This window comes from Pseudomonas sp. CMR5c (genome assembly GCF_003850545.1).
GTDB classification, from domain to species: domain Bacteria; phylum Pseudomonadota; class Gammaproteobacteria; order Pseudomonadales; family Pseudomonadaceae; genus Aquipseudomonas; species Aquipseudomonas piscis.
Genome location: NZ_CP027705.1, coordinates 2,124,981 through 2,142,464 on the forward strand (window position 1 = coordinate 2,124,981; position 17,484 = coordinate 2,142,464).

General features: G+C 63.4%; 12 protein-coding genes. 7 read left to right on the forward strand and 5 right to left on the reverse strand.

Annotated features, from left to right (window positions below; genetic code table 11):
- Positions 1-97: 97 nt before the first annotated feature.
- The gene (gene acnA, locus C4K40_RS09965; protein WP_022643336.1) at positions 98-2,839 is read right to left on the reverse strand and encodes an aconitate hydratase AcnA; all 2,742 of its coding nucleotides are present in this window, start codon (positions 2,837-2,839) and stop codon (positions 98-100) included.
- A gap of 236 nt (positions 2,840-3,075) precedes the next feature.
- On the opposite strand from acnA, the gene rlmM reads away from it, so the two are divergent.
- Together rlmM and tusA are read left to right on the forward strand one after the other, a co-directional pair.
- Positions 3,076-4,149: a 23S rRNA (cytidine(2498)-2'-O)-methyltransferase RlmM gene (gene rlmM / locus C4K40_RS09970; RefSeq protein ID WP_022643337.1), complete on the forward strand. Its 1,074-nt coding sequence runs from the start codon at positions 3,076-3,078 to the stop codon at positions 4,147-4,149.
- Positions 4,150-4,207: 58 nt separating this feature from the next.
- The gene (gene tusA / locus C4K40_RS09975; RefSeq protein ID WP_053138595.1) at positions 4,208-4,459 is read left to right on the forward strand and encodes a sulfurtransferase TusA; all 252 of its coding nucleotides are present in this window, start codon (positions 4,208-4,210) and stop codon (positions 4,457-4,459) included.
- On the opposite strand, the gene C4K40_RS09980 is transcribed toward tusA, so the two are convergent.
- The gene (locus tag C4K40_RS09980; protein ID WP_022643339.1) at positions 4,456-5,865 is read right to left on the reverse strand and encodes an MATE family efflux transporter; all 1,410 of its coding nucleotides are present in this window, start codon (positions 5,863-5,865) and stop codon (positions 4,456-4,458) included. The two genes, tusA and C4K40_RS09980, sit on opposite strands and share 4 nt — an antisense overlap.
- 182 nt (positions 5,866-6,047) lie before the next feature.
- Between C4K40_RS09980 and pdxB the strand changes: the two genes are divergently transcribed.
- Positions 6,048-7,190 (forward strand): 4-phosphoerythronate dehydrogenase PdxB, encoded by a 1,143-nt coding sequence (pdxB, locus tag C4K40_RS09985; RefSeq protein WP_053138600.1) that lies wholly within the window; start codon positions 6,048-6,050, stop codon positions 7,188-7,190.
- 58 nt (positions 7,191-7,248) lie between these two features.
- On the opposite strand, the gene C4K40_RS09990 is transcribed toward pdxB, so the two are convergent.
- On the reverse strand, positions 7,249-7,428 hold the full coding sequence (locus C4K40_RS09990; RefSeq protein ID WP_011060254.1) for a PA1571 family protein: 180 nt from the start codon (positions 7,426-7,428) through the stop codon (positions 7,249-7,251).
- 259 nt (positions 7,429-7,687) lie between these two features.
- On the opposite strand from C4K40_RS09990, the gene C4K40_RS09995 reads away from it, so the two are divergent.
- Positions 7,688-9,454, forward strand: a complete 1,767-nt coding sequence (locus tag C4K40_RS09995) for an ABC transporter transmembrane domain-containing protein (protein WP_164485017.1) — start codon at positions 7,688-7,690, stop codon at positions 9,452-9,454.
- A gap of 178 nt (positions 9,455-9,632) precedes the next feature.
- Here the strand turns inward: C4K40_RS09995 and C4K40_RS10000 are convergent, their stop codons facing one another.
- Positions 9,633-11,561, reverse strand: a complete 1,929-nt coding sequence (locus tag C4K40_RS10000; RefSeq protein WP_022643341.1) for a transglycosylase SLT domain-containing protein — start codon at positions 11,559-11,561, stop codon at positions 9,633-9,635.
- 213 nt (positions 11,562-11,774) lie between these two features.
- Here C4K40_RS10000 and C4K40_RS10005 point away from each other — a divergent pair, with 213 nt between their 5' ends.
- Positions 11,775-13,703: an ATP-binding cassette domain-containing protein gene (locus C4K40_RS10005; protein ID WP_053138606.1), complete on the forward strand. Its 1,929-nt coding sequence runs from the start codon at positions 11,775-11,777 to the stop codon at positions 13,701-13,703.
- Between the two features lie 90 nt (positions 13,704-13,793).
- On the opposite strand, the gene C4K40_RS10010 is transcribed toward C4K40_RS10005, so the two are convergent.
- Positions 13,794-14,231, reverse strand: coding sequence for a universal stress protein (locus C4K40_RS10010; RefSeq protein ID WP_022643343.1), 438 nt, complete (start codon positions 14,229-14,231; stop codon positions 13,794-13,796).
- 97 nt (positions 14,232-14,328) lie between these two features.
- On the opposite strand from C4K40_RS10010, the gene C4K40_RS10015 reads away from it, so the two are divergent.
- Both C4K40_RS10015 and fadB read left to right on the forward strand, forming a co-directional pair.
- Complete coding sequence (locus C4K40_RS10015; protein WP_053138609.1) at positions 14,329-14,766, forward strand: hypothetical protein; 438 nt, start codon at positions 14,329-14,331, stop codon at positions 14,764-14,766.
- Positions 14,767-15,330: 564 nt separating this feature from the next.
- Positions 15,331-17,478 carry a fatty acid oxidation complex subunit alpha FadB gene (gene fadB, locus C4K40_RS10025; RefSeq protein WP_053138613.1) on the forward strand — a complete coding sequence of 716 codons (2,148 nt, stop codon included), beginning with the start codon at positions 15,331-15,333 and terminating at the stop codon, positions 17,476-17,478.
- Positions 17,479-17,484 lie beyond the last annotated feature (6 nt).

A 17,484-nucleotide genomic window follows, 5' to 3' on the forward strand; every position in this document is an offset into this window, starting at 1 on the left:
GGTCAGGTTTGGCGGGCGGGCATTATAACCAGTCGATTTGTGTGCGTTAACCCAATGAAAAACACCGCCCGAAGGCGGTGTCTGTGGCTGTCACGGATCAGGCCGCGATCAATTGGCGCAAGACGTAGTGCAAGATCCCCCCGGACTTGAAGTATTCCACTTCGTTCAGGGTATCGATGCGGCACAGCACCTCGATCTGCTCACGGCTGCCATCCTCGCGGGTGATCACCAGCTGCAGGTTCATCCGCGGGGCCAGTTGCGTGCCGCTGAGGCCGAGGATATCCAGGGTCTCGCGACCGCTGAGCTTGAGGCTCTTGCGATCCTGGCCGGCCTTGAACTGCAGCGGCAACACGCCCATGCCCACCAGGTTGGAGCGGTGGATACGCTCGAAGCTCTCGGCGATCACCGCCTTGACCCCCAACAGGTTGGTGCCCTTGGCTGCCCAGTCGCGGCTCGAGCCGGTGCCGTATTCCTGCCCGGCGATCACCACCAGCGGTGTGCCCGTGCCCTGGTACTTCATGGCCGCGTCGTAGATCGCCATTTTCTCGCCGGTGGGAATGTACAGCGTATTGCCGCCTTCCTCGCCGCCGAGCATTTCGTTGCGGATGCGGATATTGGCGAAGGTACCGCGCATCATCACTTCATGGTTGCCGCGCCGCGAGCCATAGGAGTTGAAGTCCCGGGGCTCCACGCCCTTGTCCCGCAGGTAACGCCCGGCGGGGCTGTCGGCCTTGATGTTGCCGGCAGGGGAAATATGGTCGGTGGTCACCGAATCCCCCAGCAGCGCCAGGACCCTTGCGCCATCGATGTCCTTGACCTCTGGCAGGGCGCCGGCGATGTCGTCGAAGAACGGTGGGTGCTGGATATAGGTCGAGTCGTCCTGCCAGACATAGGTCGCGGCCTGGGGTACCTCGATGGCTTGCCACTGGGCGTCGCCGGCAAACACCTCGGCGTACTCCTTGTGGAACATCCGGGTGTTGACCTGGGCGACGGCCTCGGCGATTTCCTGGCTGCTGGGCCAGATATCCTTCAGGTACACCGGCTGGCCATCCTTGCCCTGGCCCAGGGGCTCGCGGCTGAGGTCGATGCGCACTGTGCCGGCCAGGGCGTAGGCCACTACCAGGGGCGGAGAGGCCAGCCAGTTGGTCTTCACCAGTGGATGCACCCGGCCTTCGAAGTTGCGGTTGCCGGACAGCACCGAGGCGACCGTCAGGTCGGAGCCCTGGATGGCCTTCTCGATCGGCTCCAGCAGCGGTCCGGAGTTGCCGATGCACGTGGTGCAGCCGTATCCCACCAGGTCGAAGCCCAGTTGGTCGAGGTAGGGGGTCAGGCCCGCAGCATGGTAGTAGTCGGTCACCACCTTGGAGCCGGGCGCCAGGGAACTCTTGACCCAGGGCTTGCGCTGCAGGCCTTTTTCCAGCGCCTTCTTGGCCACCAGCCCGGCGGCCATCATCACGCTGGGGTTGGAGGTATTGGTGCAGGAAGTGATGGCGGCGATCACTACCGCGCCATTCTTCAGGCGGTAGGTCTGGCCTTCATGCTGGTAGTCGGTCTCGCCGACCAGGTCGGCATTGCCCACGGCGACACCACCGCCGCCTTCGCTTTCCAGGCGGCCTTCTTCCTTGCTGGTGGGCTTGAACTGCAGGTCGAGGAAGTCGCTGAAGGCCTGGGCCACATCCGGCAGGGCCACCCGGTCCTGGGGCCGCTTGGGTCCGGCGAGACTGGCTTCGACGGTGCCCATGTCCAGGGCCAGGCTGTCGCTGAACACCGGTTCCTTGCCTGGCAGGCGCCACAGGCCCTGGGCCTTGCTGTAGGCCTCGACCAGTTTCACCAGTTCGGCCGGGCGGCCCGACAGGCGCAGGTAGTCGAGCGTCACCTGGTCCACCGGGAAGAACCCGCAGGTGGCGCCATATTCAGGGGCCATGTTGGCGATGGTGGCACGGTCGGCCAGGGGCAGGTCGGCCAGGCCATCACCGTAGAACTCGACGAATTTGCCCACCACGCCTTTCTTGCGCAGCATCTGGGTCACGGTCAGCACCAGGTCGGTGGCGGTGATGCCTTCCCTGAGCTTGCCGGTGAGTTTGAAACCGATGACCTCCGGAATCAGCATCGACACCGGCTGGCCGAGCATCGCGGCTTCGGCCTCGATCCCGCCCACGCCCCAGCCCAGCACGCCCAGGCCATTGATCATGGTGGTGTGGGAGTCGGTGCCCACCAGGGTGTCGGGGAAGGCATAGGTGCGGCCGTCCTCGTCCTTGCTCCAGACGGTGCGCCCCAGATATTCCAGGTTGACCTGGTGGCAGATGCCGGTGCCCGGCGGTACCACGCTGAAGTTGTCGAAGGCGCTCTGGCCCCAGCGCAGGAAGGCGTAGCGTTCGCCGTTGCGCTGCATCTCGATGTCGACGTTCTGTTCGAAGGCGCTGCTGCTGGCGAACTTGTCCACCATCACCGAGTGGTCGATCACCAGGTCCACCGGCGACAGCGGGTTGATCCGTTGCGGGTCGCCACCGGCCTTGGCCATGGCCGCGCGCATGGCGGCCAGGTCGACCACCGCGGGTACCCCGGTGAAGTCTTGCATCAGCACTCGCGCCGGGCGGTACTGGATCTCGCGGTCGGAGCGGCGCTCTTTGAGCCAGGCGGCGAGGGCCTTGAGGTCGTCGCTGGTGACGGTCTCGTTGTCCTCCCAGCGCAGCAGGTTCTCCAGCAGGACCTTGAGCGACATGGGCAGGGCATCGATATCGCCCAGGCTCCGCGCTGCGTCCGGCAGGCTGAAATAGTGATAAGTCTTGTCGTCGACTTTCAGGGTCTTGAGGGTTTTCAGGCTATCGAGGGATGGCATTGAACGACTCCTTCTGGCCCGCACGGCTACGGGCCTGTGATACGGACAGAGAGTTAACCTAGCTCTGTTTGGGTCTTATCGCTAATCACTGGACTGCTGGGTTCAGCCCAAGGTTCCTAACTCGGTTATCATGCGCCGTTTTTCGTGACAGGCTTTGCGCGTGCTCCGTTTCGTTGATCCGGGGCACTTTCGGGCAGGTTTGCGCAACGATTGATCGCCAACGCCCAGGAGATTCCATGAACACCCTGTTTATCCATTGCCGTCCCGGTTTCGAAGGCGAGGTCTGCTCGGAGATCGCTGATCATGCGGCCCATTTGAATGTCGCCGGATATGCCAGGGCCAAGCCGGGCACCGCCTGCGCCGAGTTCATCTGCACCGAGGACGACGGTGCGCAGCGGCTGATGCAGGGCCTGCGTTTTTCCCAGTTGATCTTTCCCCGGCAGTGGGCGCGGGGCGCTTTCGTCGAGCTACCGGAAACCGACCGCATCAGCGTGATCCTGGCCCACCTGGACGTTTTCCCGCAGTGCGGCAGCCTGTGGCTGGAAGTGGTGGATACCAACGACGGCAAGGAACTGTCGAACTTCTGCAAGAAATTCGAAGGTCCGCTGCGCAAGGCGCTCAAGGGCGCCGGCAAGCTGGTGGAAGATGCCGGCTTGCCGCGCCTGTTGCTGACCTTCAAGAGTGGGCGGGAAGTCTTCGTCGGGCTGGCCGATGCCGGCAACTCGGCGATGTGGCCCATGGGCATCCCACGGCTGAAGTTCCCCCGGGAGGCTCCTAGCCGCTCGACCCTGAAGCTCGAAGAGGCCTGGCATCATTTCATTCCGCGTGAGCAGTGGGACGAGCGCCTGCACAGCGACATGACCGGGGTCGACCTGGGAGCCGCCCCGGGCGGCTGGACCTGGCAGCTGGTCAATCGCGGCATGCTGGTGACCGCGGTGGACAACGGGCCGATGGCCGAGAGCCTGATGGACACCGGCCTGGTCCAGCACCTGATGGCCGACGGCTTCACCTACCAGCCCCGGCAACCGGTGGACTGGATGGTCTGCGACATCGTCGAGAAGCCGGCGCGCAATGCCGCCTTGCTGGAAACCTGGATCGGTGAAGGCCATTGCCGCGAGGCGGTGGTCAACCTGAAGCTGCCGATGAAGCAGCGCTATGCCGAGGTCAAGCGCCTGCTGGAGCGGATCGAGGATGGATTCAAGGCCCGGGGCATCCGCGTGGCCATCGGCTGCAAGCAGCTGTACCACGACCGCGAGGAGGTGACCTGTCACCTGCGGCGCCTGGACACCAAGCCTGCCCGTTCCCGCTAAGCCCCTCGCCACATGGCCGGCATTGCGCGACAATGCCGGCCAGTTTCAGGAGTGAACCATGAGTCAGATCATCGATACGCCGGTAGACGGTATCCTCGACGCCACCGGCCTCAATTGCCCCGAGCCGGTGATGATGTTGCACCAGCATATTCGTGACCTGCCGCCGGGCGGGTTGTTGAAGGTGATCGCCACCGACCCGTCCACCCGCCGCGACATCCCCAAGTTCTGCGTTTTCCTCGACCATGAACTGGTGGCGCAGGAGGAAGACGCGGGCACCTATCTCTACTGGATCCGCAAGAAGCTCGATTAACTCGCCGAGCGGCTGATGCGGATCTGCTTGCGTGCGCTGCGCACCAGGCGGATCGACAGCATCAGCGCGGCGCAGCTCAAGCCGACGATCAGGCCTTCCCACAGGCCGCTCGGCCCTCGGGGCGCACCGAACCATTCGGTCAGGCCCAGGGCATAACCCACCGGCAACCCGATGCCCCAATACGCGAACAGGGTCAGGATCATCGTCACCCGGGTGTCCTGGTAGCCACGCAGCGCGCCGGCGGCGGTCACCTGGATGCCGTCGGAGAACTGGAACAGCGCCGCATACACGATCAGCATCGACGCCACCTGGATCACCAGCGGATCGGTGGTGTAGATCGAGGCGATGGGCTCGCGCAGGAAGAACATCAGGCTTGCCGACAGACAGGCATAGGCCAGCGCCGTCGCCATGCCGACCCCGGCGCTGAAGCGGGCGCTGCGTGGCTCCTGGCGCCCCAGGGACTGGCCGACGCGCACGGTCACGGCCATGGCCAGGGAGTAGGGAATCATGAACATCAGGGCGCTGACGTTGAGGGCGATCTGGTGCCCGGCCACCACGGTGGCACCCAGGCTGCCGATCAGCAGCGCGATCACCGCGAAGATGCTCGACTCGGCGAACACCGCGATGCCGATGGGCAGGCCTACGCCCAGCAGGCGCTTGATCACTGCCGATTGCGGCCACTCGAAACGGCTGAACAGCTGGATCTTGCGATAGGCCGGCGCCCAGCGGATCCAGCCGGCCATGCCCAGCATCATCACCCACATCACGATCGCCGTGGCCCAGCCGCAGCCGACGCCACCCATGGCCGGCACGCCGAAGTGGCCATAGATGAAGATGTAGTTGATGGGAATGTTCAGGGCCAGGCCGCAGAGCCCGATGATCATGCTCGGTATCGTGCGGCCCAGGCCATCGCTCAGGCAGCGCAGCACGTAATACAGGGCCACCGCCGGCAGGCCGCTGGCGATGCCGTGCAGGTAACCCATGCAGGGCTCGATCAGCTGCGGATCGACCTTCATCAAGTGCAGCACCGGCTCGGCGCTGATGAGGATCAGCATGGCCGAGATCCCGGCCGACACGGCCAGCCACAACGCCTGGCGCACCAGTGGGCCGATCTCCTCGAGCTTGTTAGCACCGAAACGCTGGGCGACCTTGGGGGTAGTGGCCAGCAGGGTGCCGGTCATCAACAGGAATACCGGGATCCAGATCGAGTTGCCCAGGGCCACGGCCGCCAGGTCGCGGGGGCTCACTCGCCCGGCCATCACGGCATCGACGAAGCCCATGGCGGTGGTGGCCACCTGGGCGATCATGATGGGCAGGGCCAGTACCAGCAGGTCTTTCAGCTCGCGGCCAACCCGGGCGGGGCGGCTGGTGGAGAGGGTGGTGGCGGAGTCGGTCACGGAATTCACGGGGCGAAGCGTCCATAGGTGTGTTGCGCGGGACGCGACAGTCTACGCGTTGCCCTCATGCCTGGGATAAGTCCCGTGTTGTGGATTTGTAATACGGGCCTCGATTGCTCTCGCGCCTGCAAGCCGCGCTGGTTCGCCGGGTGATCTGGGCCTAAACTGCGCCTCCCCAAGAGGAGCCTGCCATGCTGATCGTTGCCGACGAAAACATTCCCCTGATCGATGAATTCTTTGCCGGGTTCGGCGAGATCCGGCGCTTTCCCGGGCGCGCCATCGATCGCGCCTGCGTGGCCCAGGCGGATGTGCTGCTGGTGCGTTCGGTGACCCAGGTCGACCGTGCCTTGCTCGAAGGCACCCCGGTGCGCTTCGTCGGAACCTGCACCATCGGCACCGACCACCTGGACCTGGACTACTTCCAGCAGGCCGGCATTGCCTGGTCCAGCGCCCCGGGCTGCAACGCCCGCGGGGTGGTGGACTACGTGCTGGGCAGCCTGCTGACCCTGGCCGAGATCGAGGGCGTGGATCTGTCGCGCCGCTGCTACGGCGTGGTCGGCGCTGGTGAGGTCGGTGGTCGCTTGATCGAAGTGTTGCGTGGCCTGGGCTGGCAGGTGCTGGTCTGCGATCCGCAGCGTCAGGCGCTGGAGGGCGGCGACTACGTCAGCCTGGAGCAGTTGCTCGAGCGTTGCGACATCATCAGCCTGCATACGCCGCTGACCCGTGATGGCGAACACCGCACCTGGCACCTGCTGGATCGCCAGCGCCTGGAGCGGCTGCGCCAGGGTGCCTGGCTGATCAACGCTGCACGAGGCCCGGTGGTGGACAACAGTGCCCTGCGTGAAGTGCTCTTGCAGCGTGAGGACCTGCAAGCGGTGCTGGATGTCTGGGAGCAAGAGCCGACGGTGGACAGTGCCCTGGCGGATTTGTGCGTGCTGGCCACGCCGCATATCGCCGGCTACAGCCTGGATGGCAAGCAGCGTGGTACGGCGCAGATCTACCAGGCGTTCTGCCGGCACTTCGGCCATGCCGAGCAGGTCCTGCTGGAGAGCCTGCTGCCAGCGCCCTGGGTGGCGCAGGTTTGCCTGGATGCCAAGGCCGACCCGGCCTGGGCCCTGGCGACGATTTGCCGGGCGGTGTACGACCCGCGTCGCGACGATGCGGATTTTCGCCGGAGTTTGTCCGACGATGTCGCGCAGCAGCGCAGCGCCTTCGACGGGTTGCGCAAGCACTACCCGCAGCGCCGGGAGATCGATGGCCTGGAGGTGCGGATCCAGGGCGAGTCGGCTGATCTGCAGCGGATCGTCCGGGCATTGGGGGCCACGCTGGCCTGAATCGCGGGTATAAAAAACCCGGCCACCAGGCCGGGTCAAGAGGACGTGAGGCTATGTGTCAATCTTGCCGAGCAGGCTTGACCAGTCGCTTTTCCAGTTCGCGGCAGGCGTTCTGGATCATGTCTTCAGTAATAGGTACTTCGCGGCCCTGGGCATCGATGATGGCACAACCCAGAGACTGGTTGGGCTGGGTACGGATCACTTGAATCTTGTCATTGCTGCTGTGTTGCAAGGACATGGCCTGTCTCCTCATCAGGTTGTGTGCTTACTTTAGAATGACCGGGTGACCAGGCTGTTACAGACCAGCGCCAGGGCAGGTCCGGTAACTTCACTCCACCAGAAATACCGCAGGAGTGCCAGTCATGGATTAGACCGATAATCTCTAGGTGCTAGCGTTACTGGTCATAATCAACCTGACTCATTGCGATTTACCAAAGTTCCTGCGAATTCATCCCGTTACCGGCGCTGCCGTGGGTCGATCGCCGGCGCGTCAATGGATGAACGGCATGCTCTCTTCTCGTCATCGCCGGGCCTTGCGCCTGGCCAGTCGCTTTATCGCTCCCTACCGTTGGCAGGCGCTGGGAGCCTTGCTGGCCCTGGTGCTCACCGCGGGCATCACCCTGTCCATGGGGCAGGGGATCCGCCTGTTGGTGGACCAGGGCTTCATGACCCAGTCACCGCACCTGCTGAACCAGACCATCGGCCTGTTCCTGCTGCTGGTACTGGCGTTGGCCGTAGGTACCTTCGTGCGTTTCTACCTGGTGTCGTGGATCGGCGAGCGCTGCGTCGCGGATATCCGGCGCCAGGTGTTCAATCACCTGATCTACCTGCACCCGGGGTTCTACGAGAACAATCGCAGCTCGGAAATCCAGTCCCGCCTGACAGCGGACACCACGCTGCTGCAGTCGGTGATCGGATCTTCGCTGTCGTTGTTCCTGCGTAATGCACTGATGGTGCTGGGCGGCATAGTCCTGCTGTTCATCACCAATCCCAAGCTCACCAGCATCGTGGTGATCGCCCTGCCGCTGGTGTTGGTGCCGATCCTGCTTTTCGGTCGCCGGGTGCGTAGCCTGTCGCGCTTGAGCCAGGACCGGATCGCCGATGTGGGCAGCTACGTGGCGGAAACCCTCGGGCAGATCAAGACGGTCCAGGCCTACAACCACCAGGCCGAGGACGAACGGCGCTTCGCCCTGACGGTGGAGGAGGCTTTTCATACCGCGCGCCAGCGCATCATCCAGCGTGCCTGGCTGATCACCCTGGTGATCGTCCTGGTGTTGGGTGCCGTAGGGGTGATGCTCTGGGTCGGCGGCATGGATGTGATCGCCGGGCGAATTTCCGCCGGTGAGCTGGCGGCCTTCGTGTTCTACAGCCTGATCGTCGGTAGCGCCTTCGGTACCCTGAGCGAGGTGATCGGCGAGTTGCAGCGGGCGGCAGGGGCTGCGGAGCGGATCGCCGAGCTGCTGCGGGAGCGGAGCATCATCCAGGCGCCGAGCGCCGGGCTGGTCCGTTTGCCGGCCCGGGTTAGAGGGGAGCTGCAACTGGAGAACCTGCGCTTTGCCTATCCCTCACGAGCTGATCGCTACGCTCTGGATGGTTTGTCCTTGAGCATTCGCGCCGGGGAGACCCTGGCCCTGGTCGGCCCCTCGGGAGCTGGCAAGTCTACCTTGTATGACTTGCTGCTGCGCTTCTACGATCCGCAGCAAGGGCAGATCCTGCTGGATGGCGTGCCCCTGGCCAGCCTCGATCCGCAGGACCTGCGGCGTTGTTTCGCCCTGGTGTCGCAGAGTCCGGCGCTGTTCTTCGGCAGCATCGAGGAGAACCTGCGATACGGCAATCCTGCCGCGACTGCGGAACAAGTCCGGGAGGCCGCGCGGATCGCCTACGCCCATGAGTTCATCGAGCAGATGCCCCAGGGTTATCAGACTCACCTGGGCGATGGTGGACAGGGCCTGTCCGGAGGCCAGCGCCAGCGCCTGGCGATCGCCCGGGCGCTGCTGGTGGATGCGCCGATCCTGTTGCTGGACGAGGCCACCAGTGCCCTGGACGCGCAGAGCGAACACCTGATCCAGCAAGCCTTGCCGAGCCTGATGCAGAATCGCACTACCCTGGTGATCGCCCATCGCCTGGCCACGGTGAAGAATGCCGATCGAATCGCGGTCATGGACCAGGGCCGGCTGGTGGCGGTGGGTACGCACCAGCAATTGATCGCCGACAGCCCCCTGTATGCGCGTCTGGCGGCGCTACAGTTCAGCGATGGTTCTTGAGTTCAGCGGGCTTGATGGCGACAGGTTCCTGTCGCGTCTGCCGAGCTTGTGAGGCTGCGCACGAGGGCGTAGGTCTCGCCAGCCATATATTGCTGCTGCGTCGTACCCGATCACAACGAAGGGGTGGGGGAAATACGAAAAAGCCCGCAATCATGCGGGCTTTTTCTTGGGCGGGAGATCAGAGATCGTCGAAGTAGCGTTCGTGCCAATCCACCAGTGGTTGCGGTGAATTGAGCTTCTGGCCGTAGATCACCGAATAGGACAGGACGTTCTGCACGTACTGGCGGGTTTCGTCGAAGGGGATGCTTTCCACCCACACGTCGAAACTCAGGTGATCGGCGCCCTTGAGCCACTGGCGCACGCGGCCGGGGCCGGCGTTGTAGGCCGCTGAGGCCAGCACCCGGTTGCCGTTGAACTGGCTGTGGACCTGGCTCAGGTAGGCTGCGCCCAGCTGGATGTTCTTGTCCGGATCCAGCACTTGCTGCGGCGAGGCCAGGGGAATGCTGAACTTGCGCGCGGTTTCCTTGGCGGTGCCGGGCATCAGTTGCATCAGGCCGCTGGCGCCGACACCGGAGCGGGCGTCGTCCATGAACGCACTTTCCTGGCGGGTGATGGCGAACACCCAGCTGGAATGCAGGCCACGGACCTTGGCTTCGCGTACCAGGGTATCGCGGTGGGCCATGGGGAAACGGATGTCCAGGTCGTCCCAGTACTGGGCCTGGCTGATGGTGCGGATGGCCGGGAAGTACCACTTCAGGTCATAGGCCAAGCGGGCCTGGGCGACCATTTCGTCGCGGTTGAAATGCCGGCTGACGTGGTACCACTCGCGACGCCCGTCGACGATCTGTCCCCGGGCATGGAGCTCCAGGGCGCGACGCACGCCTGGAGTGTTGCGTACCTTGTTGATCACCGCCTGGCTGAGCATCAGCGGCTGGTTGTTCAACTGATAGGGCGCCTTGGCGTGATCGGCGGCGAGGAAACCATAGAAGTCCCGCTCCCGGGACAGGCCCTTGAACAGTGCCTGGGCCTGGGGGTTCTTCGGTTCCGCCAGTTCCAGGCTGCGTGCCTGCCAGTAGCGCCAGCGGTTGGTGCTGGCCAGCTCCTGGGGCAGCTTGCGGGTCAGTTGGTAGGCATCTTCCCAGCGCGCCAGGCGCAACAGCAGGCGCAGGCGCCATTCGGACACGGTGTTGTCCCGCAGCTCAGGATCGTACTTGGTCATCACGTCCAGGGCGCGGCTGTCGAAGCGCCTGGCCAGGGTCAGGCCGATCTCGCGGGCAATGGCCACTTTTTCGTCACGGGAGAAGTGCATGCTGCTGGCATAACCGTCGAGCAGGGCCATGGCCTTGTCCGGGTCCTGGCGGGCCAGGCGGCGCAGGCCAAGGCCGACCACATCGGACATGGCCTCGTTGGCGGGCTGGAAGCGCGAAGGTTGGCTCAGCAGCTCCGGTTTCTGGGCCACATCCACCAGCAGGCGACCCTGGGGCGCCAGGGTGGTCATGCTGTTGACCAGGCTGTTGGCCAGGGCGTAGTTACGCGCCTCGGCCGCCAACTTGGCCCGCTGCCAGCGCTTTTGCTCGGTCAGCTGGCCCTCGGCGGCCCACTGGCCGAACAGGCCGTCGCAGGCCGCAGGTTGGGACTTCCCGCTCAACCAGAGTTTTTCGGCGGTGGCGTAGCCCTCGGCCTTGAGGTTGTGGCCCAGTTGGTACTGGCCGTTGAGGCAGTCGAGCTCGGTGAAGTTGAGTTTTGGGTCGTAGTACTTGGCGAAGGTCGCCCAGTCGCCGCGTTCGGCCAGCCAGCGCAACCAGCGCAGCTTCATCCAGTTGGCCTGGGGCAGGTCGCCGTGTTCGGCGAGGAATTTCTCGATCTCGGCGTTGCTGGCGCTCTTCAGCCGGGCAGTGAGTTCGTCGTAGGCCAGGTAGGGCTCGAGCGGGTAGTCGCGCAGCGCATCGGCGTAACGGAAGTAGGGGCCGGAGTCACCCTTGGCCAGGGCGCGCTTGGCTTCGTCGTAGTACTGGCGTTGCAGGGTCAGGTCTGCCGCCTGGGCGGACTGGGCGGCAGCGGCGGAAAGAAGCAGGCAGGATAAAAGGCTGAAAAGGCGACTGCGCATGAGACATCCGGGCAGAGAAATCATGACAAGTGCCGACAGGGCCAACACTGATTGCTCACTAGCTTAGCCTTTTGCCAGCAACCGGCGAAAGCTTTGCCGGTCCGCTGGTATCAGTTGGCAACAAATGTCGCGCCAGGGTCGCCACCGGCGAAATAGCCGGCCTTCTGCGAGCCTAACTCAGGTAGAATGCGCGCCCGGTTTTTGGAGAAGAACATGACCCTGCTCAAATTCAGCGATGTGTCCCTTGCTTTCGGCGCCATGCCGTTGCTGGACAAGGTGTCCTGGCAGATCGCCCGTGGCGAGCGGGTGTGCATCATCGGTCGCAACGGTACTGGCAAGTCCAGCATGATGAAGCTGGTCAAGGGCGACCAGAAGCCCGACGACGGCTCCATATGGCGCGCACCCGCCCTGAAGATCGGCGAATTGCCCCAGGAGTTGCCGGTGGCCGACGAGCGCACAGTGTTCGATGTGGTCGCCCAGGGTCTGGCTGGGGTCGGCGAGTTGCTGGCTCAGTACCATCACCTGAGCCAGAACATCGTCACCGACGCCGACCTGGAAAAACTGATGCACGTCCAGCACGACCTTGAAGCTCGTGACGGCTGGCGCTTGCAGCAACTGGTGGACAGCACCCTGAGCCGCCTGCAGTTGCCTGCCGACAAGACCCTCGCCGAGCTGTCCGGTGGCTGGCGCCGGCGCGTCCTGCTGGCTCAGGCCCTGGTGGCGGAGCCGGACCTGCTGTTGCTCGACGAGCCGACCAACCACCTGGACATCGGTGCGATCGCCTGGCTGGAAGAAGCGCTGAAGGATTTCCAGGGGGCCGTGCTGTTCATCACCCACGACCGTTCCTTCCTGCAAAACCTGGCCACTCGTATTCTCGAGCTGGATCGTGGCGGCCTGATCGACTGGAACGGCGACTACGCCAGCTTCCTGGTCCACAAGGAAGCGGCCCTGGCAGCGGAAGAAACCGCCAACGCACTGTTCGACAAGCGCCTGGCCCAGGAGGAAGTCTGGATTCGCCAGGGCATCAAGGCCCGTCGCACCCGTAACGAAGGCCGCGTGCGAGCGCTCAAGGCCTTGCGCGTGGAGCGTAGCCAGCGTCGCGAGCGCACCGGCAAGGCCAACATCCAGCTGGAAGCGGCGGACAAGTCCGGCAAGCAGGTGATGGTGCTGGAGAATGTCAGTTTCGCCCACCCGGAAGGGCCGTTCCTGGTCAAGGATTTCTCCATGGTCCTGCAGCGCGGCGACCGCATCGGCCTGCTGGGCGCCAACGGCACCGGCAAGACCACCTTGCTCAAGCTGATGCTGGGCGGCCTGGTGCCCAGCGGCGGCAAGGTCGAGGAGGGGACGCGGATCGAAGTGGCCTACTTCGACCAGTTGCGCCACCAGCTGGACCTGGAAAAGACCGTGATCGACAACGTCGCCGAAGGTCGCGACTTCATCGAGATCGATGGCCAGAACCGGCATGTGCTCAGCTACCTGGGCGATTTCCTGTTCAGCCCACAGCGGGCGCGGACGCCGGTCAAGGCACTGTCGGGTGGTGAGCGTGCGCGGCTGCTGCTGGCCAAGCTGTTCAGCAAGCCGGCCAACCTGCTGGTGCTGGACGAACCGACCAACGACCTGGACGTGGAAACCCTCGAGCTGCTCGAAGAGGTGCTGTCGAACTACCAGGGCACGGTACTGATGGTCAGCCACGACCGGGCCTTCCTCGATAACGTGGTCACCAGCACCTTGGTCTTCGAGGGGCAGGGGCGCGTGCGCGAGTACGTCGGTGGTTATGAGGACTGGATCCGCCAGGGTGGCTCGCCGCGTTTGCTGGGTGTGACCGAGAACAAGTCCGGCAAGGCCGAGCTGAACTCTGCCGTAGTGCCGCCAGTGCCGGCCCAGGCGCTGGAGCCAGTACAGGAAGTCGCTGCACCTGCGGCGAAGAAGAAGCTCAGCTACAAGCTGCAGCGTGAGCTCGAGGCCCTGCCGGGGCAGATCGAGGCCATGGAACAGCAGATTGCTGCCGTCGAGGCGGAAATGGCCGATGCCGGTTTCTACCAGCGGCCCGTGGCAGAAACCACTGCGGTCATCGCGAAGCTGGAACAACTGAACGCCGAGCTGGACCAGATGGTCGAGCGCTGGGCGGAGCTGGATGCCTGATTGCTGGATGCCTGATGCAAAAAGCCCGACTCCAGAGTCGGGCTTTTTGTCGGTGTGGTTGTCGCTTCATCAGTTCGGCAACGGCAAGCTTCAGCGCTTGGCCAGGTGTACCGCCAGCACGTCGCAAGGTGCTCCGTGCAGGACGTCGTTGGCGGTGGAGCCGAGCAACAGGGCCAGGCCATGGCGACCGTGGCTGCCGACCACGATCAGGTCGCACTCCTGCTCCTTGGCCAGGTGATGGATTTCCTGGCGCGGCTGGCCATAGGTCAGGTGGCTGTATTCCTTGGTCAGTTCCGGGTACTTGTTGATCAGGCGGTCGAGGCGTTCCTTGGCCTGGTCGAATTGTTGCTGCTGCAGTTGCGAGAGATCCATGGGGACGTCGCCACCGAAGGCCATCGCCATCGGTTCCACGATGTGCACCAGCGATAGCTTGGCGCCATTGCTCACCGACAGTTCGCGGGCCCGGTGGATAACAGGATCGCACTCTTCGGTTAGATCTACGGCGACCAGAATATGGTGGTAGGGCATGAGGCGCTCCTCCAGAGGATTGCAATAGCTTCAAGTATGGCTGGTTTAAAGCGGGTTGGTTGCAACGACCCGCTCATTGAGAATCGAGAGTACAGATATGACGGTCTGGATAGTGGTGTCAATCCTTGTGGTGGTCTTGAGTCCCTGGGCATGGCTACGACCTTCGCGTCGCCAGAGTGGCTTGATCGCCGTGCGCATGGAGGCTCGGCGCATGGGCCTGGCCATGCAGTTGGCGCCCCAGGAGTGGCCGCACTGGCTGGGCCAGCAGCCTCCGGACCCGTGCCCGCAATACCACCGCTCACGGCGTGGGGGGGCGGTGGCGTGCTGGAGTTATTGGCAAGTGGCCCCGGGAAGTTGGGTCAACCAATGGCGCGAGCCATGTGACGATGAGTCGCTGCTCCAGCACCTGCGAACCCTGCCCGCTGGTGTGTTCAAGGTGGAGGCCGACAAGCAGCTGATCGCCCTGTACTGGAATGAGCGGGGTGAGCCCCGGGTGTTGCAGGATATCGCCGCAGTACTCAAGGCCCTGGCTTGAGCGCCGAGCAAGTTGGGCGAGCCTGTGTGCCAGGCAATAAAAAGCCCGACTCAGCATCGGGCGGGGTGGCCAGGCAGGCCGGAAACTCTCATGAGGCCACCTTCGGGTGGCTTTTTGTTGCCTGGGACTCGGGTTTGAGACGGCATGCAGTTCCAGCAGCCATGCATGCGGCGTTGTTCGGATTTATTCCTGAAGCTTAGCCAGGGGTTGTCATGTCGGCGGGAGATTTAGGGCGATTTTTCTAAATATTGATCTTATGAATGACTGCAGATGCAGGGGCGTGTTGGTGGTCCGCAGCACCCAGGAATGACCGCAAAGTCGCGTTTCAAACAGCATTTCGGACGATTGACAATTAGCGGATTTTCCGTGAATGTGGCGTACCCAAATCAAACGGGCGTATGAAATGAGCGTTTGTATCTCAAGCGTCTCTATACAGATTCCCGATTATCGCGTTGGCGGGTGTGCCTGGCGGATTGGCGTTAGCATCGACGGTGACGTCAGTGCCATGCCAGAAGTTAGCGTCCGACGTGTACTGTTCAGCTTCCATATCGTGGAGATCAGTTGATGATTTACGAAGGTAAAGCCATCACGGTTAAGGCTCTTGAAAGCGGCATCGTCGAATTGAATTTCGACCTCAAGGGTGAGTCCGTCAACAAGTTCAACCGTCTAACCCTGAACGAATTGCGTCAGGCTGTTGACACCATCAAGGCAGATGCGTCGATCAAGGGCGTGATCGTCAGCAGTGGCAAGGACGTGTTCATCGTCGGCGCCGACATCACCGAGTTTGTCGACAACTTCAAGCTGCCGGATGCGGAGCTGGTGGCAGGCAACCTCGAAGCCAACAAGATCTTCAGCGATTTCGAAGACCTTGGCGTGCCTACCGTTGCCGCCATCAACGGCATCGCCCTGGGCGGCGGCCTGGAAATGTGCCTGGCAGCGGACTACCGCGTGATGTCCGCCAGCGCCAAGATCGGCCTGCCGGAAGTCAAGCTGGGCATCTACCCGGGCTTCGGCGGCACCGTGCGCCTGCCACGCCTGATCGGTACCGACAACGCCATCGAATGGATCGCCGCCGGCAAGGAAAACCGTGCCGAAGACGCGCTGAAGGTTGGTGCTGTGGATGCGGTGGTGGCCCCTGAGAAGCTCAAGGATGCTGCCCTGACCCTGCTCAAGGGCGCCATTTCCGGCGAGTTCGACTACAAGGCCAAGCGCCAGCCGAAGCTGGAGAAGATCAAGCTCAACGCCATCGAGCAGATGATGGCCTTCGAAACCGCCAAGGGTTTCGTGGCTGGCCAGGCGGGTCCTAACTACCCGGCTCCGGTCGAGGCGATCAAGACCATCCAGAAGGCCGCCAACTTCGGCCGCGACAAGGCCCTGGAAGTGGAAGCCGCAGGCTTCGTCAAGCTGGCCAAGACCTCGGCCGCCCAGAGCCTGATCGGCTTGTTCCTGAACGACCAGGAGCTCAAGCGCAAGGCCAAGGCCTACGACGAGATCGCCCAGGACGTGAAGCAGGCCGCTGTACTTGGCGCCGGCATCATGGGTGGCGGCATCGCCTATCAGTCGGCCTCCAAGGGCACGCCGATCCTGATGAAGGACATCAACGAGCACGGTATCGAGCAGGGCCTGGCGGAAGCCGCGAAACTGCTGGTTGGTCGTGTCGAGAAGGGCCGCATGACCGCAGCGAAGATGGCCGAAGTGCTCAACGGCATTCGTCCTACCCTGTCCTACGGCGACTTCGGCAACGTCGACCTGGTGGTCGAAGCCGTGGTCGAGAACCCCAAGGTCAAGCAAGCCGTACTGGCTGAAGTCGAAGCCCAGGTCAAGGAAGACGCGATCCTGGCGTCCAACACCTCGACCATTTCCATCAGCCTGTTGGCCAAGGCCCTCAAGCGTCCGGAAAACTTCGTCGGCATGCACTTCTTCAACCCCGTGCACATGATGCCGCTGGTGGAAGTGATCCGTGGCGAGAAGTCCAGTGAGCTGGCCGTCGCCACCACCGTTGCCTATGCCAAGAAAATGGGCAAGAACCCGATCGTGGTCAACGACTGCCCGGGCTTCCTGGTCAATCGCGTGCTGTTCCCGTACTTCGGCGGTTTCGCCAAGCTGGTCAGCGCTGGCGTGGACTTCGTACGCATCGACAAGATCATGGAGAAGTTCGGCTGGCCGATGGGCCCGGCCTACCTGATGGACGTGGTCGGCATCGACACCGGTCACCATGGTCGCGACGTGATGGCCGAAGGCTTCCCGGATCGCATGAAGGACGACCGCCGTTCGGCTATCGACGTGCTCTACGAGGCCAAGCGCCTGGGCCAGAAGAACGGCAAGGGTTTCTACGCCTACGAGACCGACAAGCGCGGCAAGCAGAAGAAGGTCGCCGATCCGTCGGTGCTGGAAGTGCTCAAGCCGATCGTCTACGAGCAGCGTGAAGTCACCGACGAAGACATCATCAACTGGATGATGATCCCGCTGTGCCTGGAAACCGTTCGTTGCCTGGAAGACGGCATCGTCGAGACGGCTGCCGAAGCCGACATGGGCCTGGTCTACGGTATTGGTTTCCCTCCATTCCGTGGCGGTGCGCTGCGCTACATCGATTCCATCGGTGTCGCCCAGTTCGTTGCCCTGGCCGACCAGTACGCCGATCTGGGCGCGCTGTACCACCCGACCGCGAAGCTGCGTGAAATGGCCAAGAACGGCCAGAGCTTCTTCGGTTAAGCGCCC

Coding starts and splice junctions, on each gene's coding strand:
- rlmM (WP_022643337.1), top strand. CDS start 3,076: ATGAACACCCTGTTTATCCATTGCCGTCCCGGTTTCGAAGGCGAGGTC.
- fadB (WP_053138613.1), top strand. CDS start 15,331: ATGATTTACGAAGGTAAAGCCATCACGGTTAAGGCTCTTGAAAGCGGC.
- tusA (WP_053138595.1), top strand. CDS start 4,208: ATGAGTCAGATCATCGATACGCCGGTAGACGGTATCCTCGACGCCACC.
- C4K40_RS10010 (WP_022643343.1), bottom strand. CDS start 14,231: ATGCCCTACCACCATATTCTGGTCGCCGTAGATCTAACCGAAGAGTGC.
- pdxB (WP_053138600.1), top strand. CDS start 6,048: ATGCTGATCGTTGCCGACGAAAACATTCCCCTGATCGATGAATTCTTT.
- C4K40_RS10005 (WP_053138606.1), top strand. CDS start 11,775: ATGACCCTGCTCAAATTCAGCGATGTGTCCCTTGCTTTCGGCGCCATG.
- C4K40_RS09990 (WP_011060254.1), bottom strand. CDS start 7,428: ATGTCCTTGCAACACAGCAGCAATGACAAGATTCAAGTGATCCGTACC.
- acnA (WP_022643336.1), bottom strand. CDS start 2,839: ATGCCATCCCTCGATAGCCTGAAAACCCTCAAGACCCTGAAAGTCGAC.
- C4K40_RS10015 (WP_053138609.1), top strand. CDS start 14,329: ATGACGGTCTGGATAGTGGTGTCAATCCTTGTGGTGGTCTTGAGTCCC.
- C4K40_RS09995 (WP_164485017.1), top strand. CDS start 7,688: ATGAACGGCATGCTCTCTTCTCGTCATCGCCGGGCCTTGCGCCTGGCC.
- C4K40_RS10000 (WP_022643341.1), bottom strand. CDS start 11,561: ATGCGCAGTCGCCTTTTCAGCCTTTTATCCTGCCTGCTTCTTTCCGCC.